The following is a 23,146-nucleotide window of genomic DNA, read 5'->3' as shown; positions in this document are numbered from 1 at the left end:
GAATGGACCTTGGACAGATTGACTTTGTCGCAAGCCTGTTTGCGGTCTGAAGGCTGTTTCAACTCGGATTCCCCGTTCACGCGATGATCGAACGTTACAGCAAAACTTCCCGGACGATAAGACTCTTGAGATCTCTACATTATGGGGATGACCAAAACATCTGCGCACAGACGCCCCTTCACACCATTGCCGACGTTGGGGCGGGATGCCGCGAAGGTCTCGAAGGAGCCCAAACCGACCAATGCTGCGCCGGGCCTGAATGGACGCTAGTTGCGCGAAACCGACGTTGTGAAGACCAAGATTGGCCGCCGTTGGCGAGTTGAGATGACGCCATACCGCCGCCTCGGCGCTCCGAGCATTCCCGCAGGTTGCAGTATCTGGCTGAGAGGAAATTTACAGAAAACAGACACTGGCACGAAGGGAACTTTGGGCAGGATCCGTTACACTTTCGGACGGCGTGTTTCAGGAACCTGGGTCGGTTTCAGCCAAGTTGAACGAAACCGAATCCACGTGCGCCATGCGCGAGACGAGATGCGGGGCGCATGATCAGCTCCGGTTTGAACGCTTCTGATTCGGACGGCCCTCCCGGTATAGGCCGCCTCCGGTTGAGAGGCGGCCCCGGGTTTCAGAACCTCAGCCCAAGCTTTGGGTCATACCCCGTCCGACAAGGTTGATGTCATCAGGGTTGATCAAGTCGTTACCGGTCCAACCAGACAAGTCGTAGTCGCCCATACACTGCGCCACGAATGCTTGCATATTGCTCAGATCCCCATTGGCGGTTGCGGTCAAAAGCGTCTCGATCCGCACGTTTTCATAGTTACCGGCATAGTTGCGTTCATAAAGCTCGTGACGGCCACCGAATTCGGTTCCGATTGCATCCCAAAGCAGCTTCAGAAGCTTCACGCGATCAATCGCGGCATAACCATTCGATCCACGAACAAAACGATCAAGGTAAGGCCGTATCGCGTCGCTTTCGAAGTCTGCTGCCGACGATGGCAGATAAATCAAACCTGACGCCACATGCCGTTCGATAAGCTCTTTGATGCGACCGTATGCCATTGGGGCGAACACGCGATAGGCCAAGCCGACATTGGTGTTTGGCAAATTGAAGCCGTCTGTGCCTTCCCAAGGAATTGGTGATTTCACCATTGCATCAGACAGACCATGGAACAAATTACGCCAGGCAAGTACTTCACCCACTGCAGTTTGCACCCCACGGAAATCTTTCGAACCGGTGGCTTCCACCGCCATCGAGAACAGCCCAGCGATAAAGTCCAGCTTGACCGATAAGCGGGTTAAACCATGAAGGGTGAAGCGTGGAACAAACCCTGATGCAGGAAAGAAGCTGTTGATTTTCTCCACGTCGCCATAAACGAACACGTTTTCCCAAGGCACCAACACCTTGTCGAACACCAGAATTGAATCGTTTTCATCCATGCGCGATGACAGAGGATAATCAAACGGAGATCCCGTTGCAGCGGCATTGAATTCATACGACGACCGGGCAATCAGTTTGACACCTTCAGCATCCATAGGAGCCGTGAAGATAAGGGCAAATTCCTTGTCTTTCACAGGAATACCGTAATGCGCGATAAAGTTATAATGTGTCAAAGCCGACCCCGTGGCGACCACTTTGGCACCGGATACGATCAAGCCTTTGTCGGTTTCTTTTTCGACATGCATAAACACATCGCGGACGTCTTCGATTGCTCTGTCTCGGTCGATGGGTGGGTTTACGATCGCATGGTTCCAGTAATCCAGCCGGTTTTGGGTTTTCCCATACCAAGCCAACGCGTTGTCGGCATATTCCCCATAAAAGCTGGAATTTGCCCCAAGCGTGCCCAAAAAGGCTGCCTTGTAGTCAGGCGAACGCCCCATCCAGCCATACGAAACCTTCTGAAGCTCAGCGACCGCATCACGGCTTTTGATCAGATCATCTGATGTGCGCGATCCAAGGAAAAACGGGTGTGTGATGTTGTTGGTGCCATTGTCCGCCAATACACCGATTTCATCTTTTTTCTCGTGAAAGCGATCGTACCAACGGGCCACCATACGGGCGGAGTTGCGAAAGGCCGGGTGTTTGGTAACGTCTTTTACCCGTTCGCCATAAATATAGATTTCGCGGCTGTCCTGAATGCTCTCAAGAAATTCCGTACCTGTATAGGCTTCGGTTTTGCTTGCCGCTTCGTTGTTTTTGGGCATGGTTGTCTCCTCCGAATAAACTGAAACTCTCCGGTTCCGCACATCGGTATCGAAGCGGGTCCGGCGATATCAGAAGCCTGAGCAATTCGTGCGCCTCGCGCTAGGTATCACCCCATACCGTCCGATGTATCGCCGCAAGCACGGCTGGTGGGTATGGTTTGGAAAGGCACACCCCAACGGAGACCTCAGATGTTTGACGAATATGGACCAGCGACGATCTGCACCAACCGCCCGTCAGGGTTATCGGCAAGCGTGCTGACCATTGGCGCATTCGACGGGGTCCATGCTGGTCATCAAGCCTTGATTTGCGGAGCGATTTCGCGGGCACGACACCTCGGGGTTCCGGCTGTTGTCTGGACGTTTAACCCGCCCCCCAAAGTGTTTTTCGGGCGCGCCAATCAATTGACCCCCTTGGCAGCCAAGCTGTCACGGATTTCTGCTTTTGCACCTGACCTGATTGTCGTTTCTGAATTCAATTCAGTCTTCTGTGAAACGTCTGCCGACACCTTTATGGACAACATTTCACGCATCGCCCCAAGGGAAATACACGTTGGCGGTGACTTCCGGTTCGGTGCCCGTCAAACAGGCGACGTTGAATTGCTGGCAACAAGATTTGACGTACGCATCAAACCGCCAATCCTATGTTCTGCGGGTGAAATTGTCTCAAGCACCCGCATTCGTGCCCTACGTGAACAGGGCTTGTTCGACATGGCGGAAACACTTCTAAGCGCCCCGTCCCGACAAAAGGAGCTGACCCTATGACCAAGGTAACCACACGCAGTCTGCGTGATGCCTGTGGGCTGTTCGGCACTGGCGTCAATGTCATCTCGACCCGTCACAGCGATGGCGATCATGGGATGACTGCGAACGCCTTCATGTCGGTGTCGCTTGACCCACCGCTTATTTCGATATCAATCGGCCAGAACGCAAAAATGCTGCCGCTGCTGCACAAGGCAGGACAATTTGCGGTCAGCACTTTGTCAGAGGGAATGGAAGGGCTGGCATGGCACTTTGCTGGCCGTCCGGATGCCTCTTTGTCCGATCCTTTTGAAAATCTTGACGATCTTCCTGTCATTCGCGGCGCACTAGCTTGCTATGCCTGCGACGTCGTGAACGCGATTGAAGCGGGTGATCATACGATTTTCATCGGCGAAGTACGCGGGCTTTCAACAGATTCTGGCGCGCGCCCGCTCATTTTTTACAAGGGCCGTTTTGGTGCCGTCGCGGGACAAATGCCCGCACCTGAACTTTGTGACCCGGTCGCGGAGGCGATTTGGTGATCATTTCTAACAACGTGACGCAATTGGAGGAGAAAACATGCGTAACATTACACTCGATAACATCACCGACGCCGTAACGGGCGCAATGAAAGATGACATTCCCGTTCGCAATCGCGAGATTATGACCTCGGCAATCAAGCACTTTCACGCGTTTGCGAAAGAAGTGAACCTTACCCACGGGGAATGGCTGGAAGGCTGCGAATGGATGCGCCGTGCGGGGGAAATTTCAAGCGAAGCCCGCAACGAATTCATCCTGATCTGCGATATCCTTGGCTTCGAAGTTCTGGTGGATATGCTTGATAACAAAGTGACCGACGGGGAAAGTGAATCAACCGTTCTTGGACCATTTTATCGCGAAAACCCGCCGGTGCTTCCAAAAGGCGCAAGCATCATCCAGAAAGACTTCGACAATCAGCAAACGGTGCGTGTTTCTGGTCGCGTCGTCGACACTGATGGTACCCCACTTCAAAACGTTCAGATCGACGTCTGGGAAGACGCGCCAAACGGATTGTATGAACAGCAAGATCCGGAACAGCCGGATTACAACCTGCGTGGCCGTTTCCTGTCGGACGCTGACGGTTCGTTCGATTTTGTGGGCCTGCGTCCCGAACCCTATCCGATCCCTTATGACGGTGCGGCCGGTGAGTTGTTGAACTTCATGGGCCATCACCCAATGCGCCCGGGCCACATTCACTTCATGATCAGCAAAGACGGCTACAAGCCCCTCATCAGCCAAATCTACGACAGTGAAACCGAATACCTCGACAATGACTCGGTTTTTGCGGTGAAGGAAAGTCTGATCGGACAAATGAAAGCGGCACCATCTGGGGCGGATACCGACCTTGTGATGGAATTCGACTTCAAACTCAAACAAGCCACATCCGCCAAGGCGGTCGCGGCAGAATAACACCTCCCCACTGGGCGCTGCTTAATCGCAGCGCCCCTTTTTCAATATCTATAACCGGAGTAAACCATGACCCAATCCGCCGCTGATCTGATGCAGGATTTCGCCACACGAACTGATCCGGCAAGTGATACCACGATCCGCGAAATCACCACAACGATCATGGCCCTGCCTAGCATACGGCAGCACCGGCTTTCGAACACGGCCTTCAGCACACGTGAATTCGTGTTGGTTCATGTTCGTCTCGAAAATGGCATCGAAGGGATTGGTGAAGCGGCCGTGTTGGGTGGACCACGTTGGGCCGAAGAATCGGTTGAATCCATAAAAGCAGTGATCGACCGCTATCTATCGCCTGTGCTCATTGGATGCCCCGCGACTAACTGGACTGATACCGCCGCCAGAATGAAACGGGCGGCCTTTCGCAACAACGCTGCGAAAGGAGCGGTGGAAACAGCCGTCCTTGATGCGCTGACACGAACACTTAATGTGCCTCTGGTGAATCTGTTTGGCGGTGCATCGCGCGACCGGGTTCCTGTGCTGTGGGCATTGGCTTCGGGTGATGTGGACCAGGAAATCGCCGAAGCACAAGACAAACTGGCACGGCGCGAACACAAGGATTTCAAAGTCAAACTTGGATTCGCAACGCCAAAAGAAGACTTGTTTCGCCTGACAAGACTGCGCGAAGCGTTGCCAGAAATGGGGCGATTGATTGTCGACGTGAACCAAGGTTGGAGCGAAGCCGACTGTTTGCGCTTTCTGCCTGCCTTGGAAGAACTTGATGTCTCGCTGATCGAACAACCGCTGCCCTATGATGATTTCGAAGGTATGGCACGCGTGGCGAGCAAAAGCTCGATCCCGCTTATGGTTGACGAAGCCGCATTCACGCACCGCGAAATCGCGCGTGCCGGTAACATGGGTTGCGGCAGCGTCTATTCCCTGAAAATGGTGAAAAGCGGTGGCTTGATGGCCATGTCACAAGCCGCCAAAGTGGCTGAGTCGTCGGGGATGGAGCTTTATGGCGGTTGCCTGCTGGAAGGCTCAATCGGGGCTGCTGCTCATCTTGCGGTCTTTGCCGCCTTGCCACAACTTACATGGGGATGCGAACATTTTGGCCCCAAGATGCACCGGCGTGAAATTGTACGCGACCCGCTTCAGTTCGAAGACTTTCATCTGCTGTTGCCAGACGGCCCGGGTCTTGGCATGCAATTGGACGAAGACGCGGTTCGCGAATTCGCCCGTGTGGATTGACTCGTTGATACTGTTAGGGTGGGGATATGGACTTCAAACGACTGACCTACTTCGTAGCCGTAGCTGAAGAATTGCACTTCGGCCGCGCAGCTGCACGCCTTGATATTGCGCAGCCCCCTTTAAGCCGCCAGATCGCCCAGCTTGAGGCTGAACTTGGCGTGCAACTGTTTGACAGATCCCGCAGCCAGATCAAACGCACGCAGGCAGGCGATGCTTTGCTTATCCGTGCGCGCGATATCCTTGAACGTCTTGATCGCACCAAACGCGAGGTGAAACGCATCGGTGAAGGTGCCGCAGGTCGTCTTCGCATCGCTTTCATCGGCTCGGCCAGCTACGGAGTGCTTCCCGAACTGATCCGTACCTTCCGAAGCGAATATCCCGACGTTGAACTGGCGCTTTCCGCCCTGAACAACGCGGAACTCAAGACTGCACTGATTGAACGTCAAATTGACATTGCCTTCGCGCGTCCAGCGCTGGAAGACGATGAAATTCGCTGCGAGCTGATCCATCAGGAACCCCTAATTCTGGCAGTACCCGCTGAATCCGATCTGGCCGAAAGTGACGTGTTGAAACTGGCAGAGCTTAAACGCGAAACCTTTGTTTTATATCCACGTCGTCCCCGCCCCAGCTTTGCCGACTATGTGCTGGAGATCTGCAAGAAAGAAGGGTTTATTCCAGGCTCGGAAGTGTTGGCTCAGGACTACCAAACAGCAATCGCGCTGGTATCAGTCGGCGTTGGCATATCCGTGGTGCCGCAATCAGTTTCTCAATCCGACCGGCATGGCGTTGTTTTTCACCCCTTCGAAGGGGGCAATCTTGGAACTGCCATATCGTTGGCGGTGCGACGCGACAATCAAAGCGTCCACACCAACCAGTTCGTGACCGTTGCACAGAAATTTGCTCGCAAGGTCAAAAAGAGATCTGGTCAGGCGGGCAAAGGCGCTGACTGACGCAACCCCAATATACGCCTTGCATCAGTTGGTGATGCTACTTCGCGTTCATATCTCGCGCAATTCTCGACTGTAAGCCTGACAAGCGCCGCATTTGAATGGGCAAGTGTATGGCGATCCAATCGAATATTGTCTTCAAGACCCGTGCGTGCATGGCCCCCCGCAGCAATAGACCAATCATTAAGCTCTGCTTGATGACGACCAATGCCTGCAGCACACCATGGTGCATTTTCACCAAACAGGCGCTGCACCGTTCGAATGTAGTAATCAAACACCGCCTTATCCGCAGGCATTGCGTTTTGAACACCCATAACAAATTGCACATAAGGGACGTCGCGGATTTTACCCTGCTTCCACATTTTCCAAGCCTGAAGGATGTGGGACAGATCGAACGCTTCGACCTCTGGCTTAATACCATGAGTCATCATTTCTCCAGCTAGCCAGTCGACCAGATCCGGTGGGTTTTCATATACGCGTGTCGGAAAGTTGTTCGAACCCACTGACAATGACGCCATATCGGGCGACAACGGCAACATAGCGCCCCGGCTTTTGCCCGCGCCTGATCGCCCACCTGTCGAAAACTGAATAATCATATCGGGACAATATCGCCGCAGCCCTTCCTGAAGTCGTGCAAACTTTTCCGGATCAGAACTGGGTGATCCATCTTCATTACGTACATGTGCATGCACAATGCTAGCCCCGGCGTCATAAGCTTCGTGGGTGCTTTCCACTTGTTCTGAAATACTGATCGGCACAGCCGGATTATCTGACTTCTGGGGAAGACTGCCTGTGATTGCGACACAGATGATGCATGGGTCGAATTTGCTCATCTCAGGGCCTCATACCGTTTCCGTCAAAGCTTGATCCATACGGCCCAAAGCATCACAAAAGAATGGTTTGAATCCGTCTGGATGTTCGCTCATCGGGAAATGCCCCAGCTTATCCATCACCGCGATTGTAGCACCAGGTATGGCATCTGCTGTTCGGTGGGCATCTTCCGGCGTACAGGTCAGATCATAAGCCCCGACCAGTATATGCACGGGCGTGGACGTGGTATCGATCTTTGGCAGCCGAGCAATCAGACTGTCGTCACGGGTATAGAAACTTAGATCACCCCGAAACACACCCGGCCCGCTTGCCATGAACATCCAAAGCGTATTCCAACGTTCAGCCGACGGCGCATAAGGCGATATATTAGCCGACACAAGCGCCGCCCCCATTTCGCCACCGTGGGCGTCGGGCCGGTGAAACCAGTCAATATCATACCATGCGGGCTGAAAATCAGATGCTTCGATCGCGATGAAACCCGAGAACGAACTGGGATGAAGCGCGGCAAGTTGTAATGCGATCCGCCCCCCCATCGAACAACCTGCCAACACTGGACGATCCAAACCAATCCCTTCGACCATCGCCAACACCGTGGCGATATAGCTTTCTGTGGTTAGCAAATATTCTTCTGTTTCATATCCTTCCGGTGGAAGGGATTTTCCGTGCCAGGGCATATCAAACGCAATCAGCCGATGGTTGGCTGTAATCTCGGGATCGTTCATCAGGTGTCGCCATTGTCGCGTATCGGCACCAGCAGTGTGCAGACACAACACCGGCCTCCCCTGCCCCGCCTCTTCGAAATAGATGCGCTGAACCTGCCCCTCGATCTCAACGGTAAGGTAGCGTCCGGTGATAGGTTCGACGGTCATAATGCGGCCTCCTCACGCCCAAGCGCCATGAATTCTTTGAAAAACCGTAAATTCTTGACCAGCGCCAGAATATCGCCGTCAATCTGGGCACGATTGATTGTTACCAACCCGAACAAGTCGTGAAATCCCGCCTGTGGACGCGCTTCCCAGAACGCTTCCAGCGCTTCGGCGTCGGTCTTGATGGCAAAGCGCCAAGGGGTTTTCCGACTGGGTCCTGGCTCTACGCGAACAAGTGCACCTTTATCGAAATGAAGATAAAATTCAGCAGCATCCACCTGCAGCAATACAGTCTCTGAAAACAGCCGACCGAGTCTGACAAGATGTGGTTTGCGGTTAAGTGCATCCCGCATCGTTTCAATTTTCTTGCGCACAGCGTCCTCCGTTATCCGGTCAGGACACATGGTCAACGCTAACCCATGAAAGAACAATGCCGTGACCGGTATCGCGTGATACCGGGAAGGCCCGTTATGCTATAATGCGCCGCGCGAAGAGAGCCGGCAGCAAGAATTTATTTTCCAGGTTAAAAGGGGACAGTGTTTCGATTTCAGCTGTTGATATTGCCGCAAGCGTTACGAGTGCCAACATTGCCGAGCCCTAACAAGCCAATGGTCGCAAAGCGCCAGCACCGACCGTACAAAAAGAGGCAGCCAAGGTCCGTTTTGTCCGCATCTTATCAGTTCGTACACGATGCAGCGAACGGCAGGTGTACGGATAGGGAGGGACTTCTGAGAATTTCATCGTACCAGCCATATGACACACCAATGTCGCCTATTTCACTTGGCCCAAGTATGACGGCGATTGAAACGCATAATGCCCCCTTACTGGCAGCCTTAGCGTGGGATTCCGCTCCTTCAGGCATTCGACCCCACTTACCGATCGGGCGCCGCTTCAAGGGAAGTTTCGAACCGCTTGCCCGCCGCTGCAGCTTCTTTCAAGAGCGCGTCGAAATTGTCAGGTGGGTTGCCATCTTCCAGCATCCCTTTGAACGTCGCATAGGCATCCGTCTTGCTGCCATAGGCGCGCAGGGTCTTGTCGTCGTTCACCCAGGCCACCACGATGACCTTCGCATCGCTGTTGAACCGATAGAACAACCGGTACTGCTGGAAGAATTTCGCCCGGAACCAGTGCTTGCGGTGATCGCCGAGTGTGCCGCCTTGCCGGAAGGCGGCGGCACCCGGATCTGCCGGTATGGCCTCGGTCACCAGCTTGAAGATGGCGGCCAGCCGTTTCGCGGAATTTTTCTTGCGCCAGGTCTTGGGATCGCGTGCCTTACGCGCCTCGACCTCCAGGGTCAGCCCTTCGAGCTGGTCCAGAAAGAGCGGATGCGCATAAATCGACCATCCGTTTACGACAAGGGGCGCTTGAGCGGGCACGCTATCGCCGCTCATTCATCCTCGAGCGATAGCGGCGCATCGAGATCGACGTCAACGTCTCCGACCAGTGCTGCAAGACGGTCATGCAAAGCCCCATCGAACGCCCGAATGCGGTCCGGATGCGCCTTGATATCGGCCTCGACAAAATCGAGAAAGGCGCCGAGCACGGGATCTTCCTCGTCGCTGCGCACGGGCTCGATATAGACCCTGCCACTCGGCTCGGTGCAGTAACGAATCTGGTCGCCCTTTCCCAGCTTGAGCTGTTTGCGCACACCCGCCGGCACGGTCGTCTGATACCGATCCGTGAGTTTCGAGACATCTTGTGCGAGGGCTGTCATGGCAGTCTCCTGAAGAAAAGGGGCTTTGCTGCCCGCGATAGGTAATGCATTTGCATTGCCTTGTCAAGACAAGCCGCAGCATCTGCTGTCGCCGGGCAGGTCAATGAACCGTCCGGCGCAGGACCTAATTTCGCCCCGCCAGGAACTCCGCCAGCACCGGGCTAGCCGCACCTTTCGCGGAGCTGAGCAGCTCCGAGCCCGCAAGCGAGGCCTTCGACAGGCGTACGAGCCCACCAGTTTCCTCGATGCGGTAGCAGCGGCGCTTTTGCCGCCCGCGCCTGTAGTGGGTCGCGGTGACGATCTGGCAGGTACTACCATCGGTCAGGGTCACAGGTGCTGCGAGCTTGATCTTGTCGCCTTCCTCGTAGTCCGGGATCGCAGCCCAGTCCTGGCCGCGCTGGCGCCAGGCATGAGCATAGCTGTCTGGGTCTTTCAGCTCGGACAGCAGGGCCAATAGGCTCAGCGGCGCGCGGGATTCGACCGGTCCCGCGCTTTCCTCCATGTCCTTGTAGCCCCAGCAGCCGTCATCATATCGGGTAAGGAATACGGCGGCGAAAGTGATGGAGCCATCCGCATCGGTGACATAGGTCGTGTCTTCGACAGGGGTGCCGTCGATATTTGTGACCTTTGCCGCCGCGTACCAAGTCGAACCCACCTTGCAGGCTTTGACCAGTTCCGTCTTGCGCCTTTCGCCCTCGAAGGTGCATAGCCGAGCAATCTCCGCTTTCTCATCCGCGTAGGTCTGGACGCGGCCGTCGGTGTAGAAGAGCCAACCCATCACGCCGCCCTCCGGTCATCGATTTCCATCAGCGCATCGAGCGGCACGCGGTAGGGCTGCATGGCGTCGAAATCCTCGCAATTGCCGCAGTTCTGCACGATCGCGAAGGTGTCGCAGGCATCCTTGAGGATGACCCGGAAGGTGCCGCCAAGACCCGAGGGCACCTCGTAGGTTCCGCCGATGAGATAGTCCGAGGCCCGGCGCACGAAGACGCGGATGCTGTGGCCATCGGTAGCGAGCCGGATGGCCCCCCGCCCCCGGTCGATGAGCACCTGCACATCATCGAGGATGTCAGTGTAGAACTGGCCGGTCAGATCGCGAAACGCCATGCGGCGCTGCGCCATCCAGTCGGTGTCCCGAAACGGGTTCATGCCATCGGCGAAAGCAAAGGACGGATCGGCCTGCTCGGTGGTGACGATACGGGTGGTCGTGCCATCGATGCCGTTCGAGCGCAGATGCACGCCATTGCCGACGATGAGGATCAGGGCGGGCCTGTCCACGGGCCCGTTCCAGTTGGGCAGGAAGGTTTTGCAGGCGCGTGCATGGGCGATCTGCGCCGCAACAGCGGACGCAGAGAACTTGAGAATAGCCATGGGGATGTCTTTCTGTTCGGTTTGGAAGGGTCGACCCGCGCGGGGAATGCCTCGCGCGGGTCGCGTGATGGCTCAGGCCGCTTGCGCGACCTCGCTGTCAGGCTCCGGGGTTTCCACAGTGGGCTCCGCCTCGTCACAGGCGACACCGGCGGTCTGCATCATCGGCGGGCACCAGGCGGCCACGGCAGCGCGCTGTGTATCCGTGAGCGTGGCGAAGGGCTCGGCGAAGAGCTTGTCGCAGAAGGCCACGATCTCCTTCTTGCTTGACGAGGCCAGCGTCACCGCCTCTTGGGCCAGGCCCAGATCCTCGCCGAGGATCTTCAGGAGCCAGGCCTTCTTGAAGCGACTGAACAGCGCCGCGTTCGGCGTCCAGTGGGCCCGGATGTCGGGCATGATCTCGATCTCGAAATCATGCATCAGGCTGTCGCGTTGCCGGTCCCGCGCGAAGCAGGACTGCGTGGTGCTGGCCGTGGCATAGGCGACGAGTTTGGCCTTCCTCCCGGCCTCCAGCGCGCGAAACGCCGCGAACTGATCGGCGGGCGAGCGGCTGTCATCGAGCCAGGAGAGGTCAAGCACATCATGCGCCGCCGCCACCTGCTCGAGCGAGGTCTCGTCGATCTCGTCCATCTTGGCGTGGGTGCGGTATTCCTTGCGGGCCTCGATCTTGATCGCCTGCGTAACGCTCATGCCGGTGCCCAAGACGTCGCTCACCAGCTTGAAGAGCGTCAGATCGAGCGTGGCCTCCGGATGCAGTGCCATCGCGGCCCCGAGCGCCATGGCCCGCTCGGTCTTGAGGTCCTCGGCGAGCGAGGCCGGGTAGGTGATCTCACCGCCGTCAGGCGCGTCCTTGCCGCCCTGCGCGCCGGAGGGACTGCGCGCCGCGTCCTGCTTGTCCTCGGGACGCACGAGACCCACGTGGAGCGTCACCTGGCCGTTCGACCAGGACGCAACCACACCGGACCGCGCGAGGTCCTCGGCGCTGTAGGCCTCCTGCAGGTGGCGGGCTTCGTCTTCCAGAGCATCCACGCGCGCGTAGAGGGCATCGTAGCCGCCGTCCTCTAAGCCTTCGTCTTCCATCTCGAGCTGCAATTGCTCGAGTTCCACTGTGATCTCGTCGATGCGCTTTTGGGCAGCCTCATCTGGCTCGATCGGGCCGGGATAGACGCGGCCGTAGTCGGCCATGGTCGCGTAATCATAGCGCACCATCGCATCAGCCCAGGCAAAACCCAGTTTTGCGCGGGCCTCCTCGGCGGCGGCCCCGAGCTTCTCGAGCAGGATGGTTTCGACCAGCGCCGCATCCTCGAGCACGGAATGCTCTTCCAGAAGGTCAGCCGCAATGGCCCCGCCGCGCGCCTCATAGTCCTCACGCACGAATGCCCCGATATCGTCACTGACCTGCACACCACGCGACTTGAGCGCCTGCCGCACCGTGTAGGCCTGCAGGTAGCTGTCCTCCTTGGTGAGCGCCTCATAGACTTCGCGTTGCACCTCCTGGCTCGGATGCTCAGCAAAAGCCTTCATCGTATCGAGCGTGATCGTCTTGCTGCGGGCCGCCGCGCGGATGTCGGGGTGGATGAGCCCGTAGCGCAACCGGCCTTTCACGGCGGCCACCGTGGTGCCGAAGGTCTTTGCGATCGTCTCGGGCGTCTGGCCGTCGACCTCCATCATCCGGGCGAAGGCCTCGAACTCGTCGATGGCATTCATCGGCGCCTGGGTGACGTTCTCGGCGAGCGACAGTGCCGTGGTCACATCGCAGTCGTCCGGCACGAGGCGGCAATCCACCTTGGTCTTCGCCGTGAAGCCTTTGGCGGCCTTGTCCGCGACCAGCTCCTTCAGCGCCGCATGGCGGCGACCGCCGGCGAGGACGGCATATTTGCCGTCGAGTTTCTGGACCAGAAGCGGCTGCAGGAGACCCAGCACCGCGATGCTGGCTTTCAGATGCGCGATGTTCTCGGGGTCATAAGTTTCCGGCGCGTTGCTGCGCACATTGGCGGGATGCGGGACCAGATCGCCGATGGCGACGGTGAGAGGGGAAAAGCTTGTGGTCATGGGATATCCTTCCAGGTGGGTGAGATACGGCCCGCGCGCTTGCGCGTGACCAATCCCCGGCTTCAGGGATCACCACGACAAAAGGCCCACTTCCGTAATGGGGCGGGCCTCTGTCAAGGGTTTCGGGCAAGTCAAAAATCCCGGCGAAGATCTCATTCCTCACCAAGTTTAAGACACAAATTCAGAAGCTTACTTTTCCTTTTTCACTGCAACCGCACATCAGGACTGAGGGACACCCCCTGCACGGGCTTCGCTCTTCCGTCCGTAGTCAGCCTCATAGCTGCCACTCTATGCCTGGTCCAAATCTGGTCCTGGGTGCCCATCTTTCCCGCGTATTCAGCATTTGCTGATAACTTGCGGGCCTTCGGCATCTCCAGGAACCTCGTCCCGGCAAGGGACCTCGACGTACCTGTCATGAGGCGCAGCTCAACCCTCCGCTCTGAATTGTCCTTGAAGCTTCCCGCTCATGCAGTCGCGCCGGAGTTCTGCGTGTAGCGGAACGGCGTGCCGTCTATCCACATGCGGTGCAAGACGACGCCAATGCGTCGAGCAAGTGCAATCATGGCCCTCTTCGCTCCACGCCTGTGCGCTACTTTAAGTGCCCAAGATTGCAGCCAGTTCGGGGCACCACGGTGCATCAGGATCATCGCTGCCTGATACAACGCGGTTCGAAGCCCGCGATCACCGGCTCGCGTGATTTGTCCAACGATGTCCATCTCTCCGGATTGCGTGCGCCTTGGCGTAAGCCCCGCCCACGGTCCGACATCCTTCGACCGCGCAAAGCGGGTCGGATCATCAATCGCAGATTTGACTGTCAGGGCGACGATCGGACCGACACCCGGCATCGTCATCATCAAACGGCAAACATCGTCGTGTTTTGCCAGACCCGCGATTTTGGCATCCAAGTCAGCCAACTCGGCGCGCAACTGGGAACGCGCGCGCAGAAGAGCCTCAGTCGACGCGGACAGGATCTCATTCTGCTCAACCAGTTCCCGCACCCGGGCCTCGTACCTAATCCGGGTGACATGCCCCAGCTTCATGCCAAAGTTTCGCAGAACACCCCGCATGGAAAGCTCAAGGTTGATGATGGCCTGCTGAACTGACTTGCGCGCTGTTAGCAACGCGCGGATTTCCTGGGAGGACACAGATTTGCGGTGCACGGGCCTGTACCATCCCATTTGAAGCAAGCGCGCAATGCCCTGGGCATCGCGCCGGTCGGTCTTGATCGGCATGGCTTTCAAGGCTGCCTTCACTAATCGTGTTTCCATCATGACCACGTCAAAGCCAGCTTCTTCCATTCCCTTGCTCAGCCATTGGGACAAAGGTCCGGCTTCGAGCCCGATCGCATCGATCGAATATGACAATGACGCTATTGCACGTACCAATGCCTCAGGCTCGCTTTCCGCCTGTAATTCTTCAACAATCCTCCCCTGTGGCCCCAGCACACAAATCGCCGTGCTTGCCAGAGATACATCCAATCCGATAAATACATTCATGTCGTTGCCCTTCTATTCTTAGGAATTGAGGCGCATGGAAACATACGACCTCGTAGACGCGCTGCAGGCGCATCAAGGGCAACGGCACTTCAGATCATACTGACAAACAAGCGAAACCTGTCCGATTCGCCGAAAGCCCCATTACGGCATCTTTCCCTTTACTGGCACAAACCGTTCAAGCGGCCTTGGCGCCCTCCCCTGCTCTACCCGCCTCCGACCGTGCGATCAGGTAGTCGCAGGCGCGCTGCGCGTCGGCCGCATGCTTGAAGATCGCATTCTTGTCGGAGCGCAGAACGCGCAGCCAATTGTAGAGGTAAGCGGCATTCATCTCGAGCGTATGCGCTGTGAAGCCGAGCGTCTGGCCAAGGAACACCGAAGTCAGCTCGGCGACGATCTCTTCGCGGGCATAGGCCATGTTGCCGAAGCGTGAGAGGCCGTAGTCGCGGTTCAGCCGATGGCGCGCCTTGGTGGCATGGGCCAGCTCATGGGCCCAGACCCCGTAGAAATTCCGCGGGTTCTCGAAACGCGCGATCGACGGCATGAAGACCTTATCCACGGGCGGCAGATAGTAGGCTTCCGTCCCCGTGAAGACGGTCGTGATGTCGATGGCGTCGAAAAACACCTGCATATGCGGGATGGGCTCGGACGGCGGATGCGCGGGTGCTGGCTCCGGATCGGGGAAGAAGCTCTCGGGCAAGCCCTCGATCTGGCAGGCATTGAAGACGCGGTAGGATTTCTGGAAGCGGAAGATCCGGGCCTCCTCGGAACGATCATCGTTCTCCCTGTGCTGATCCTCATCGCCGGCGTCTTTCCGGCTTTGACCATAGTAGACCACGACGGAGGATTTCTCTCCCTTGCGCACCTTTGCATCCAACGCATTGGCCTGCGGCAGCGTCATCCAGAAGGGCGAGCTGTGGCCCGCCATCACGGTTCGCATGGTCAGCAGGAAGTTGTTCACTCCCTGGTAGGGTTCACCGCCCACGCGCAAGGGTCTGGAGCTACCGCCAGCCGTCCAGGGCTTGCGCCAAGGCAGAACGCCGCGCTCGATGATACGGATGATTTCGTTGGTGATGACCTCGGAGGCATCGAATTTGGGCGTGCGGGATCGGGCCATGGCTGGCGTCCTTTCGAGTTTTGGTGAGAGGGAATGGAGATCAGATTGACCGACGGGGCCGCGGATCGTTGGTGATGCTGGCACCGAGCTTTTCGACCATGTCGATGTAGGTGGTCAGCGAGACGGACCTGCCGGCACCCGAACGGTCCGGGTCGACCGAACCGTCCCGCGTAACTTGCGGCAGGTTCGCGAAGGCGTTGACATTGGTGACGGGTCGAATGTCGATGGCGGGTGTCCCTAGTGCGACCGCAAGCACGGCTAGGGGGAAGCGCTCGATAGGCGCGAGAGTCGACACGGTGGTCCAACCGAGATGGATGAACGTCCCACCATCCCCGCAGATCACATGCGCGTTTGGCAATGACGTAGCCTGCCTGAGATAGCCGAGATCGCGGAGAACGGCTTTCCGCTCGAGCTGCCGTGCCAGCTCCGTCTCGCCGGTTCGGCGCAGCTCTCTATGCCGCCACCAAGAGGCAGCGGTCGCGCGCAACACGCGCAAGACACCTGTTTGCATGGGAATGCCCTTCATCCGGAACGGCAGACCGGAACCCGGCCCGGACCCGTCCGAGGCACCCCAAAGGCCCTCATCCGTCAGTCACAAGACTCGAAGGACACTTTCACTTTTCCCGGGTACGGACCCTGTCCTCCTCAAAATCCAACGGGTCCTCAACAAGCGACTCAATACCGGGCCGTCTTCAGAAGCCCTTGATTTGGAACAGCAAATTCAGAACGGCAGGCAGGATCGGCAACGCATATCGGCAAAACCTTGCCTGCGACTCCAAAATGTGTATGTTTTTCAATTACTTTGCAAACATAGAAGATCGGCAAAAATGCTGGAAACACCCGCCAGAATCGAACCCTGCTTCTTTGAGGAGCATATTCCTACAGAATTGGCAGACCTTTCGGTCGACATCCAGAGGGAAGCCACCGGGCTGGGACAAGGGCTGCATCCTGACAGCGCAGCCGAGCTTGCCGATCTCGTCCGCGTGATGAACTGTTACTACTCCAACCTGATCGAAGGACACAACACACGCCCCCGCGATATTGAAAGGGCGCTGGCTGGTGCAGAGCTTGAAGAGGAAACCCGCCCTCTCGCCCTTGAGGCCCGGGCGCACGTCATCGTTCAACGGGCCATCGACGAGATGCATCGCAAGGGCACCCTGCCCTGCCCCACATCCGTCGAATTCCTGACTTGGGTCCATAAGAGCTTCTACGACGAGATGCCTGACGAGTTTCGGGTCATCGAACATCCCAACGGCACACAGGAGCCCATTGTTCCGGGACGTATGCGCCAGAACGATGATCGAGAAGTCGCGGTCGGGCGCCACCTACCTCCATCATCGTCACGCGTTGCGGCATTCATGGATCACTTTGACAAACGGTTTCAAATTGCGGCGCGGTCTTCAAGCGGACGGATCATCGCGATCGCGTCTGCACATCACCGGTTGAACTACATCCACCCTTTCCCCGATGGCAACGGTCGTGTCAGCAGACTGATGTCTCATGCCATGGCCCTCACAGCGGGGATTGGTGGCCAAGGGCTTTGGTCCGTATCGCGTGGGCTGGCCCGCGGGCTGACCGATCGGGGCGAGTACAAACGGATGATGGATCTGGCCGACAGTCCACGCCGCGGAGACCGCGACGGGCGGGGAAACCTGTCAGAAGCGGCACTGAAGACGTTCAGTGAATGGTTCCTAAAGGTGACGCTCGATCAGATCACCTTCTCAGCAAGATTGTTCGATCTCGGTGGATTGGACCAGCGGTATCGACGTCTTGTTGCAGATACCATTGATGACAAGCGCGCTCCGGAACTGATCTCAGCGGTTCTTCGGCATGGTGCACTGGAACGAGGCGACGCGCAGATTGTGCTCAAGACGTCCGAGCGCACTGCTCGCAACACGCTAAGCAAACTGACCGCCGCCGGATACCTGACCTCCGCGTCTCCGAAGACGCCGGTGCGGTTGGCTTTCCCATTGGACTACCGGGAACGTCTTTTCCCTAACCTGTTTGGCGATGGTGACCTGCCTGAGTGACGGGTAAGGTCGACACACTGCTATCGGCTGGATCGCCAGATGTTCGGACTCTGGCCATGCAGGGAGAAAGTTCACAGCTGTGAACTTGGCGGACAAGGAAGAAACCTCAGCACGGTTCACAACTGTGAACTCCTCATGCAGCATCCCGACGCATCAGCGCCATGATCATCGGCCCGCAAGAGAATTCGCCGATAGCCGCCTTGGCCGACAAGGATCTCAAATACCCACCCGGCGATCGGATATCCCCGAACCGTTCAAGCATCGCAACAACGACGACGGACGCTTCTTCGGGACCCATGTAGCGTTTTGCCTCATCCCAAGCGGACGGTGAGATTCCCATCATGGGCCTGACGATATCAGCAACCCTGACCAAGTCGTGCCAATGGCGCACGGGCTGTTCAGCATATGATTTGAATTCCTGGCAAGATGCGAGAACAAGTCCAAGCGGGATATTCGGCATGAGTTGGTCTTCAGGTTCTTCAGGGGGATCTCCTTCATCCTCAGGACGATCTACACGAACTCCAGCGTCTACTCGTTCAAGCGCTTTGTCTGGATCCCGCGCTTTTTCTAAGCGAGGTTCAAGATCATAAGGGTCTTTATTTGAATTCTGATAGTACTGCTCAGAAATAGCATCATTGGTGCTCATATTTTCTGTATTGCCATCCCCAAGAAGGTCTCGCGCCTGGTCCAAAGCCGCGCCCAAAGCCTTTTCGATCTGCTTGAGATCGGCCATCTCAAGCTTTCTACGAAGATCTCGGGCTGTAAGGACGGCAAGGTCGGAGAATTGATCCCAAAGGCCCAAATCCGGGCGCAGCGAGCTGCCGTACTCTGCCAGACCTGCCAAGTCGCGCCGCATTAGGCTTACGGTGGCGCGGAGGCGCTTGTAACGTTCCTCTGCAGCCCGGACGGCCTCGGCGGCCTCGCAGACCTCCTGAAAGCGCCGCACGAGCGGCGAGAGATCGAACCCGAACGCAACCTTTTCGTCCCCATAGCGGCGCGCATAGCGCTTGCCGTTGGGGCTGTCGCGGCGGACGACGAAACCGGTCTGTACGAGGTTAGAGAGGTGCCGCCGCATTGTGGAGCAGGGCATGCCGTTCAAGCGCTCGCAAATCGCCTTGTTGGACGGATGTACGATCAACTCGCTGTCATTCCCTCCGAGGATCGTCGCTTGGTGAAAGCTGACCAGTGCCTGAAGCACTGTCAGATCCCGATCGGACAAGCCGAACGCGACTCGAGCGGCAGCGAGCTCCCTCAAGACCTCCCACTTGTTGGCGCCGGTCGGGGGCAGGTCTTCCTGGGTCGCTGCCTGATGTTTCAGGATGGCAGCATCTATCGTTCGCCGAAACGGCGTTACGGGCGTGTAGTCCATTTTTTCAATCACGAAGACAAAGAATTCCTGGCCCGCGAATCACTTTGGACTTGCGGAAAACGGCTCCGGACACTACCTTGAAGGTGCTAGAAACAAGTTAGGGTCTCGTGGAGTGGTCGCTTTGCGGGACCTTTTCTTTTGCCTTTTTGTGCCTCCTTCGTTGGTTTCTGCTCTTCCTCAGTCTTCCGAACGGTGCTTCCAACGCTCGTGAAGTTCTTCAATCATATCATGTACTTGCGTCTCGAACCAATCGGCGAAATCTCCGCCTGCCAACTCGATCGAAAGGCCCTTAGCGGTGCGTTTCACCGTGCCGCCACGCTTGCCACCGATCTTCAGCGGTACGCTGGAGGGTCGGGCAGGGGAGGGGGGCTTGGCCGGCTTGACCGCTTTCGTCACGAGCTTGATCACCGCTTCGAACGCCTGGACGGACGGGTCATCGGCGGGTCCGGCGTTATCCACAACCACGGAGCCCTCGGCCCTAACGTGTGCTTCTTTCGCGATCCGGATCAGTTCCTCGCGGTCCAGACCATTCTCGTCGATGGCCCGACCAAGGGATTCCCACCGGGGTCGGCCAATGCCATGCGCGGCACCGATGGCGCGCACCAGATCCGGCCCGACCATGTCCACGATCGCGATTGCCATCGATATGGAAGACTTCGTGACGGTAAGAATCTCTGCAACCTGAGATTGATTTCCAAAGCCGGATGACACAAGTTCCTGCGCGAACAGGGCCTTTTCAATAAAGGACAAATCACGCCGAGCCATGTTCTCGGAAATCTGGGCACGTAGGGCGCTGTCGTCGTCCAGGTTGGCGACCAGCGCGCGAACCTTTGTGATCTTGTCGGATCGGCGGATCGCCTCCAGCCGCCTGCGCCCATAGACCAGGAGGTATCGGTCGGCTTCGCCTGGCGCACGGCGCACGAGGATCGGGACGGTCTGACCGTTCGCCTCGATCGCATCGCGCAGGTCCAGCACATCGGCCGGGTCGAGCCTGTCAGCCATGCGCCCGTCCTCGATGCTCGCCGGGTCCAGCTCCCAGACGTGATGGGCATCGACCGCGTCGCGGGCAGAGCGAAGGGCGCGGTTCGAGGTCATCATCGGTGTCACGGCATTAGCCTGCGGGGCAGGGGAGGGCGCGCTGGCCGTCGCGAGACTGTCCAGCATGGACATGCGCTTCTTCTTACCGCTGGTCATGTGCGCCCCCAGGTTTTCTGGATCAGCTCGGCGATCTCGTCATTCAGCGTGTTCAGGCTCTCGATCGCGCGGTCATAGGTGGAACGGGTGAACGCACTGCGTTCCACTTCGTAGAGCGTCTGCTTGGTCAGGCCAGCATCGGAGATTGCAGTGGACTTCAACATGGGCGAATTCAGAACGGCTTCCCCGTACATCGTTCGCAGGAATGCCACGATCCGGTTCTGCGGCGCGTCCTGCGGCTCGTAGCGGGTCAATACGTAGCGCATCCAGTCATGAGACATGTCGGCGCCGCTCTCCGCGATCACGTCCATAAGGTCGGCGGTCATTCGTAGGAATTGCGACATGGACATCACATCGAGCATTTCGGGATGAATCGTCACTAATACGCCGGTCGCCGCGGATAGTGCGGACATCGTCAGGAACCCCAGCTGCGGTGGGCAATCGATGACAACGACGTCGTAGTCATCATCCACCTGAGCCAGGGCTTCTTTCACGCGGAAGAAGAACAAACCGGCATTTCCCTGCGCCAAAGCACGGGGAGTATCGTGCTCAAACTCCATCAGTTCGAGATTACCGGGGATGAGGTCGAGATTGGGGATATAGGTCTTGCGGATGACCTGCCGGATCGGCTCCGGGTCTTCATAGCGGATCGCATCGTAGAGCGTTCCGCCATCTTCGAGGTCCAATTCCGGCTGAACGCCGTGCAGCGCTGTAAAGGAGGCCTGTGGGTCCAGGTCGATGCCCAGCACGCGATATCCGCGCAGGGCAAGCCGTTGGGCGAGATGAGCAGAAGTTGTCGTTTTCCCTGAGCCGCCCTTAAAGTTCATCACGCCGATGACCTGAAGGTGGTCGCCATCCCGCCGCCCGGGAATGTAATCACCCGGCTTGCGTGCGGTTTTTTCAAGAAGCACGCGCAGCGCCTGAATGTCCTGCGCCGAGTAGAGACGACGGTTGCCAGCAGTCAGCTCGGGAGAAGGCCCCTTGCCATCGAGGTTGAGTTTGCGAAGATAGGAATCGTTGACACCGAGCAGCGCGGCTGCCTCACCAGAGGTGAATTTGCGCATGGTCTTCTCGGCATCTGGTGGAAACAGGCTCTCACGTTGCGAATGCAATTGGTTGGCCAGCCATTCCGAATGCTGGCGGATCACCGCGTTGAGATCTTCATGCACAAAGGTCTTGTTCATCTGCCCTCTCGCCTCCGAGACACCGCTTCTCTGGCGTGTTCACGGAAATTGACGTTTTTTGCCTCGTTTCCGTGACTATTGGCGCAAGAGTCAGATTCGCGCAAGGTTTTTCCACATCTAGTGGACCAGCGCAGCTGAAACACAAGTATGTTCGGCCTGTGGCCTTCGACTACAATGCGGCAACGTACCGGATGAGAATCCGCTGCGGAGCGGCATTCACGTCAACTATTTGCTCATCGCATTGTCATTTTCTAGCAACGCAAGTTGTTCAGCCCGCTCCAGCAGCATCTTCACAGAGGACGGTTGCCATTTGGCCCGTCCACGCGGGGTCCGTTCGCGCATCGCCTCCAGTCGGTCGCAGATCGCCTGCAGCGTGACGTCGGGATCTGCACCCTTGATCGCAGCTACAATCGCCGGCAGGCGGTCGTCGGTTCCGCGGCGCCCTGCGCGGCCAAGCACTTCAGCGGGCAGGAACCCGTCCCGCACATATGCCTTCACAGCGCGGAGTAACCGGCTTTGCGTCCAGTGGCGGCCGTGGGGCAGGGAGCCATTAATGATCCGCAGCACGTCTTCCCAAGCCATATCGGGTCGAAGTCGTCGGACATGTGGCACCCAGTCCTGCGCCGTCTCGTTCAGCCGCTCCATGTAGCCGTCTTGCCGCGCCAGTCGCACCTTGCGTAGCGCCGCTGGATCGCGAGCGCGTAGGCCCGGGTTGCCGCCGACCCGGCCCTTGGTGCGGGCGCTGGCCAGCCCCGCCTTGGTGCGCTCGCGGATCAGTGCGCGTTCAAACTCCGCCGCCGCACCCAAAACCTGCAGCGTGAATTTGCCCTGCGGGGATGAGGTGTCGATGGGGTCCTGCAGGGAGCGGAAGAAGGCGCCCTTGGCCTCCAGACGCTCAATCACCTCGAGAAGATGCGACAAGGACCGCGCAAGGCGGTCGATACGAACGACGACCAGCGTATCGCCGCTCTGGACGCGTTCAAGCACACGCGCAAGCACCGGACGCGCGCGATTGCCGCCGGAGGCGTGCTCTTCGAAGATTTCGGCGCAACCCGCAGATTGGAGGGCCTCCGATTGGGGCAGGGGGGTCTGATCCTCTGTGGAAACACGGGCGTAGCCTATCAGGGACATAAAATCGGGCCGTTTGCAATTTAAGGTATCGCTACTAAACGACCGTTTGAAAACGAATGCAAGCAAGTGATCTCTTGTCGTGCTGGTGCACAATCCCTTGGTTTTCTTGCACTGAGCGCGATCTGAGAGGTTCCGCCGACAGTCGCGCGTCCGTACTATATAAAGAGCGCGGGCAACTGCCACAAAATCGCTTGGGTAATGTGCATAATATAGATA

The 23,146-nt window shown here is 57.6% G+C and carries 22 protein-coding genes; 6 read left to right on the top strand and 16 right to left on the bottom strand.

Annotated features, from left to right (window positions below):
* Nucleotides 1-633: 633 nt before the first annotated feature.
* Nucleotides 634-2,202 carry a 4-hydroxyphenylacetate 3-hydroxylase N-terminal domain-containing protein gene (locus AC2FPW_RS13395; protein ID WP_496814099.1) on the bottom strand — a complete coding sequence of 523 codons (1,569 nt, stop codon included), beginning with the start codon at nucleotides 2,200-2,202 and terminating at the stop codon, nucleotides 634-636.
* Between the two features lie 189 nt (nucleotides 2,203-2,391).
* Here AC2FPW_RS13395 and AC2FPW_RS13390 point away from each other — a divergent pair, with 189 nt between their 5' ends.
* The 5 genes from AC2FPW_RS13390 (at nucleotide 2,392) to AC2FPW_RS13370 (ending at nucleotide 6,584) form a co-directional block, all read left to right on the top strand.
* On the top strand, nucleotides 2,392-2,964 hold the full coding sequence (locus AC2FPW_RS13390) for an FAD synthetase (protein ID WP_496814097.1): 573 nt from the start codon (nucleotides 2,392-2,394) through the stop codon (nucleotides 2,962-2,964).
* Nucleotides 2,961-3,482 (top strand): flavin reductase family protein, encoded by a 522-nt coding sequence (locus AC2FPW_RS13385; RefSeq protein ID WP_496814096.1) that lies wholly within the window; start codon nucleotides 2,961-2,963, stop codon nucleotides 3,480-3,482. Before AC2FPW_RS13390 ends, AC2FPW_RS13385 begins: the two co-directional genes overlap by 4 nt.
* 37 nt (nucleotides 3,483-3,519) lie before the next feature.
* Nucleotides 3,520-4,389, top strand: a complete 870-nt coding sequence (locus AC2FPW_RS13380; RefSeq protein WP_496814095.1) for a dioxygenase family protein — start codon at nucleotides 3,520-3,522, stop codon at nucleotides 4,387-4,389.
* A 66-nt stretch (nucleotides 4,390-4,455) separates the two neighbouring features.
* Nucleotides 4,456-5,634, top strand: a complete 1,179-nt coding sequence (locus AC2FPW_RS13375) for a muconate/chloromuconate family cycloisomerase (protein WP_496814094.1) — start codon at nucleotides 4,456-4,458, stop codon at nucleotides 5,632-5,634.
* Between the two features lie 26 nt (nucleotides 5,635-5,660).
* The gene (locus AC2FPW_RS13370) at nucleotides 5,661-6,584 is read left to right on the top strand and encodes a LysR substrate-binding domain-containing protein (protein WP_496814093.1); all 924 of its coding nucleotides are present in this window, start codon (nucleotides 5,661-5,663) and stop codon (nucleotides 6,582-6,584) included.
* Here AC2FPW_RS13370 and AC2FPW_RS13365 read toward each other — a convergent pair.
* The 11 genes from AC2FPW_RS13365 to AC2FPW_RS13315 all read right to left on the bottom strand — a co-directional run bounded on the left by AC2FPW_RS13365 (nucleotide 6,560) and on the right by AC2FPW_RS13315 (nucleotide 16,548).
* Nucleotides 6,560-7,414, bottom strand: a complete 855-nt coding sequence (locus AC2FPW_RS13365; RefSeq protein WP_496814091.1) for a 3-oxoadipate:acetyl-CoA acetyltransferase — start codon at nucleotides 7,412-7,414, stop codon at nucleotides 6,560-6,562. The two genes, AC2FPW_RS13370 and AC2FPW_RS13365, sit on opposite strands and share 25 nt — an antisense overlap.
* Before the next feature lie 9 nt (nucleotides 7,415-7,423).
* Entirely contained in the window at nucleotides 7,424-8,281 is an 858-nt protein-coding gene (locus tag AC2FPW_RS13360; protein ID WP_496814090.1) for an alpha/beta fold hydrolase, read from the bottom strand.
* Complete coding sequence (locus AC2FPW_RS13355) at nucleotides 8,278-8,652, bottom strand: hypothetical protein (protein WP_496814088.1); 375 nt, start codon at nucleotides 8,650-8,652, stop codon at nucleotides 8,278-8,280. The genes AC2FPW_RS13360 and AC2FPW_RS13355 overlap by 4 nt, the downstream gene beginning before the upstream one ends.
* 498 nt (nucleotides 8,653-9,150) lie before the next feature.
* Nucleotides 9,151-9,669, bottom strand: coding sequence for a type II toxin-antitoxin system YhaV family toxin (locus tag AC2FPW_RS13350; RefSeq protein ID WP_370284989.1), 519 nt, complete (start codon nucleotides 9,667-9,669; stop codon nucleotides 9,151-9,153).
* Nucleotides 9,666-9,992 carry a type II toxin-antitoxin system PrlF family antitoxin gene (locus AC2FPW_RS13345; protein ID WP_005668772.1) on the bottom strand — a complete coding sequence of 109 codons (327 nt, stop codon included), beginning with the start codon at nucleotides 9,990-9,992 and terminating at the stop codon, nucleotides 9,666-9,668. The genes AC2FPW_RS13350 and AC2FPW_RS13345 overlap by 4 nt, the downstream gene beginning before the upstream one ends.
* 124 nt (nucleotides 9,993-10,116) lie before the next feature.
* Complete coding sequence (locus tag AC2FPW_RS13340) at nucleotides 10,117-10,770, bottom strand: DUF6927 domain-containing protein (protein ID WP_496814111.1); 654 nt, start codon at nucleotides 10,768-10,770, stop codon at nucleotides 10,117-10,119.
* On the bottom strand, nucleotides 10,770-11,363 hold the full coding sequence (locus AC2FPW_RS13335) for a hypothetical protein (RefSeq protein WP_025042408.1): 594 nt from the start codon (nucleotides 11,361-11,363) through the stop codon (nucleotides 10,770-10,772). The genes AC2FPW_RS13340 and AC2FPW_RS13335 overlap by 1 nt, the downstream gene beginning before the upstream one ends.
* A 72-nt stretch (nucleotides 11,364-11,435) precedes the next feature.
* Nucleotides 11,436-13,412: a ParB/RepB/Spo0J family partition protein gene (locus AC2FPW_RS13330; protein ID WP_496814086.1), complete on the bottom strand. Its 1,977-nt coding sequence runs from the start codon at nucleotides 13,410-13,412 to the stop codon at nucleotides 11,436-11,438.
* A 464-nt stretch (nucleotides 13,413-13,876) separates the two neighbouring features.
* Nucleotides 13,877-14,908, bottom strand: coding sequence for an IS110 family RNA-guided transposase (locus AC2FPW_RS13325; protein ID WP_055296358.1), 1,032 nt, complete (start codon nucleotides 14,906-14,908; stop codon nucleotides 13,877-13,879).
* A 175-nt stretch (nucleotides 14,909-15,083) separates the two neighbouring features.
* Entirely contained in the window at nucleotides 15,084-16,022 is a 939-nt protein-coding gene (locus AC2FPW_RS13320; protein ID WP_496814085.1) for an ArdC family protein, read from the bottom strand.
* Between the two features lie 40 nt (nucleotides 16,023-16,062).
* Nucleotides 16,063-16,548: a hypothetical protein gene (locus tag AC2FPW_RS13315; RefSeq protein WP_496814084.1), complete on the bottom strand. Its 486-nt coding sequence runs from the start codon at nucleotides 16,546-16,548 to the stop codon at nucleotides 16,063-16,065.
* Nucleotides 16,549-16,849: 301 nt separating this feature from the next.
* Here AC2FPW_RS13315 and AC2FPW_RS13310 point away from each other — a divergent pair, with 301 nt between their 5' ends.
* A complete protein-coding gene (locus AC2FPW_RS13310; protein ID WP_496814083.1) occupies nucleotides 16,850-18,052 on the top strand; it encodes a Fic family protein in 1,203 nt (400 codons plus the stop codon).
* Between the two features lie 133 nt (nucleotides 18,053-18,185).
* On the opposite strand, the gene repC is transcribed toward AC2FPW_RS13310, so the two are convergent.
* From repC to AC2FPW_RS13290, 4 genes are all read right to left on the bottom strand, one after another.
* A complete protein-coding gene (gene repC / locus AC2FPW_RS13305) occupies nucleotides 18,186-19,421 on the bottom strand; it encodes a plasmid replication protein RepC (RefSeq protein WP_496814082.1) in 1,236 nt (411 codons plus the stop codon).
* A gap of 177 nt (nucleotides 19,422-19,598) precedes the next feature.
* On the bottom strand, nucleotides 19,599-20,615 hold the full coding sequence (gene repB / locus AC2FPW_RS13300) for a plasmid partitioning protein RepB (RefSeq protein WP_496814081.1): 1,017 nt from the start codon (nucleotides 20,613-20,615) through the stop codon (nucleotides 19,599-19,601).
* Entirely contained in the window at nucleotides 20,612-21,799 is a 1,188-nt protein-coding gene (gene repA, locus AC2FPW_RS13295; RefSeq protein ID WP_496814080.1) for a plasmid partitioning protein RepA, read from the bottom strand. Before repA ends, repB begins: the two co-directional genes overlap by 4 nt.
* A gap of 225 nt (nucleotides 21,800-22,024) precedes the next feature.
* Nucleotides 22,025-22,930: a recombinase family protein gene (locus AC2FPW_RS13290; protein WP_496814110.1), complete on the bottom strand. Its 906-nt coding sequence runs from the start codon at nucleotides 22,928-22,930 to the stop codon at nucleotides 22,025-22,027.
* Nucleotides 22,931-23,146 lie beyond the last annotated feature (216 nt).

This window comes from Ruegeria sp. SATB027, from assembly GCF_059613825.1.
This window is presented reverse-complemented; position numbering and strand designations above follow the sequence as displayed.

Excerpts from the sequence above, each read along its gene's own strand:
- AC2FPW_RS13395 (WP_496814099.1), bottom strand. The coding sequence starts at position 2,202 with ATGCCCAAAAACAACGAAGCGGCAAGCAAAACCGAAGCCTATACAGGT.
- AC2FPW_RS13390 (WP_496814097.1), top strand. The coding sequence starts at position 2,392 with ATGTTTGACGAATATGGACCAGCGACGATCTGCACCAACCGCCCGTCA.
- AC2FPW_RS13385 (WP_496814096.1), top strand. The coding sequence starts at position 2,961 with ATGACCAAGGTAACCACACGCAGTCTGCGTGATGCCTGTGGGCTGTTC.
- AC2FPW_RS13380 (WP_496814095.1), top strand. The coding sequence starts at position 3,520 with ATGCGTAACATTACACTCGATAACATCACCGACGCCGTAACGGGCGCA.
- AC2FPW_RS13375 (WP_496814094.1), top strand. The coding sequence starts at position 4,456 with ATGACCCAATCCGCCGCTGATCTGATGCAGGATTTCGCCACACGAACT.
- AC2FPW_RS13370 (WP_496814093.1), top strand. The coding sequence starts at position 5,661 with ATGGACTTCAAACGACTGACCTACTTCGTAGCCGTAGCTGAAGAATTG.
- AC2FPW_RS13365 (WP_496814091.1), bottom strand. The coding sequence starts at position 7,414 with ATGAGCAAATTCGACCCATGCATCATCTGTGTCGCAATCACAGGCAGT.
- AC2FPW_RS13360 (WP_496814090.1), bottom strand. The coding sequence starts at position 8,281 with ATGACCGTCGAACCTATCACCGGACGCTACCTTACCGTTGAGATCGAG.
- AC2FPW_RS13350 (WP_370284989.1), bottom strand. The coding sequence starts at position 9,669 with ATGAGCGGCGATAGCGTGCCCGCTCAAGCGCCCCTTGTCGTAAACGGA.
- AC2FPW_RS13345 (WP_005668772.1), bottom strand. The coding sequence starts at position 9,992 with ATGACAGCCCTCGCACAAGATGTCTCGAAACTCACGGATCGGTATCAG.
- AC2FPW_RS13340 (WP_496814111.1), bottom strand. The coding sequence starts at position 10,770 with ATGGGTTGGCTCTTCTACACCGACGGCCGCGTCCAGACCTACGCGGAT.
- AC2FPW_RS13335 (WP_025042408.1), bottom strand. The coding sequence starts at position 11,363 with ATGGCTATTCTCAAGTTCTCTGCGTCCGCTGTTGCGGCGCAGATCGCC.
- AC2FPW_RS13330 (WP_496814086.1), bottom strand. The coding sequence starts at position 13,412 with ATGACCACAAGCTTTTCCCCTCTCACCGTCGCCATCGGCGATCTGGTC.
- AC2FPW_RS13325 (WP_055296358.1), bottom strand. The coding sequence starts at position 14,908 with ATGAATGTATTTATCGGATTGGATGTATCTCTGGCAAGCACGGCGATT.
- AC2FPW_RS13320 (WP_496814085.1), bottom strand. The coding sequence starts at position 16,022 with ATGGCCCGATCCCGCACGCCCAAATTCGATGCCTCCGAGGTCATCACC.
- AC2FPW_RS13315 (WP_496814084.1), bottom strand. The coding sequence starts at position 16,548 with ATGAAGGGCATTCCCATGCAAACAGGTGTCTTGCGCGTGTTGCGCGCG.
- AC2FPW_RS13310 (WP_496814083.1), top strand. The coding sequence starts at position 16,850 with ATGCTGGAAACACCCGCCAGAATCGAACCCTGCTTCTTTGAGGAGCAT.
- repC (WP_496814082.1), bottom strand. The coding sequence starts at position 19,421 with ATGGACTACACGCCCGTAACGCCGTTTCGGCGAACGATAGATGCTGCC.
- repB (WP_496814081.1), bottom strand. The coding sequence starts at position 20,615 with ATGACCAGCGGTAAGAAGAAGCGCATGTCCATGCTGGACAGTCTCGCG.
- repA (WP_496814080.1), bottom strand. The coding sequence starts at position 21,799 with ATGAACAAGACCTTTGTGCATGAAGATCTCAACGCGGTGATCCGCCAG.
- AC2FPW_RS13290 (WP_496814110.1), bottom strand. The coding sequence starts at position 22,930 with ATGTCCCTGATAGGCTACGCCCGTGTTTCCACAGAGGATCAGACCCCC.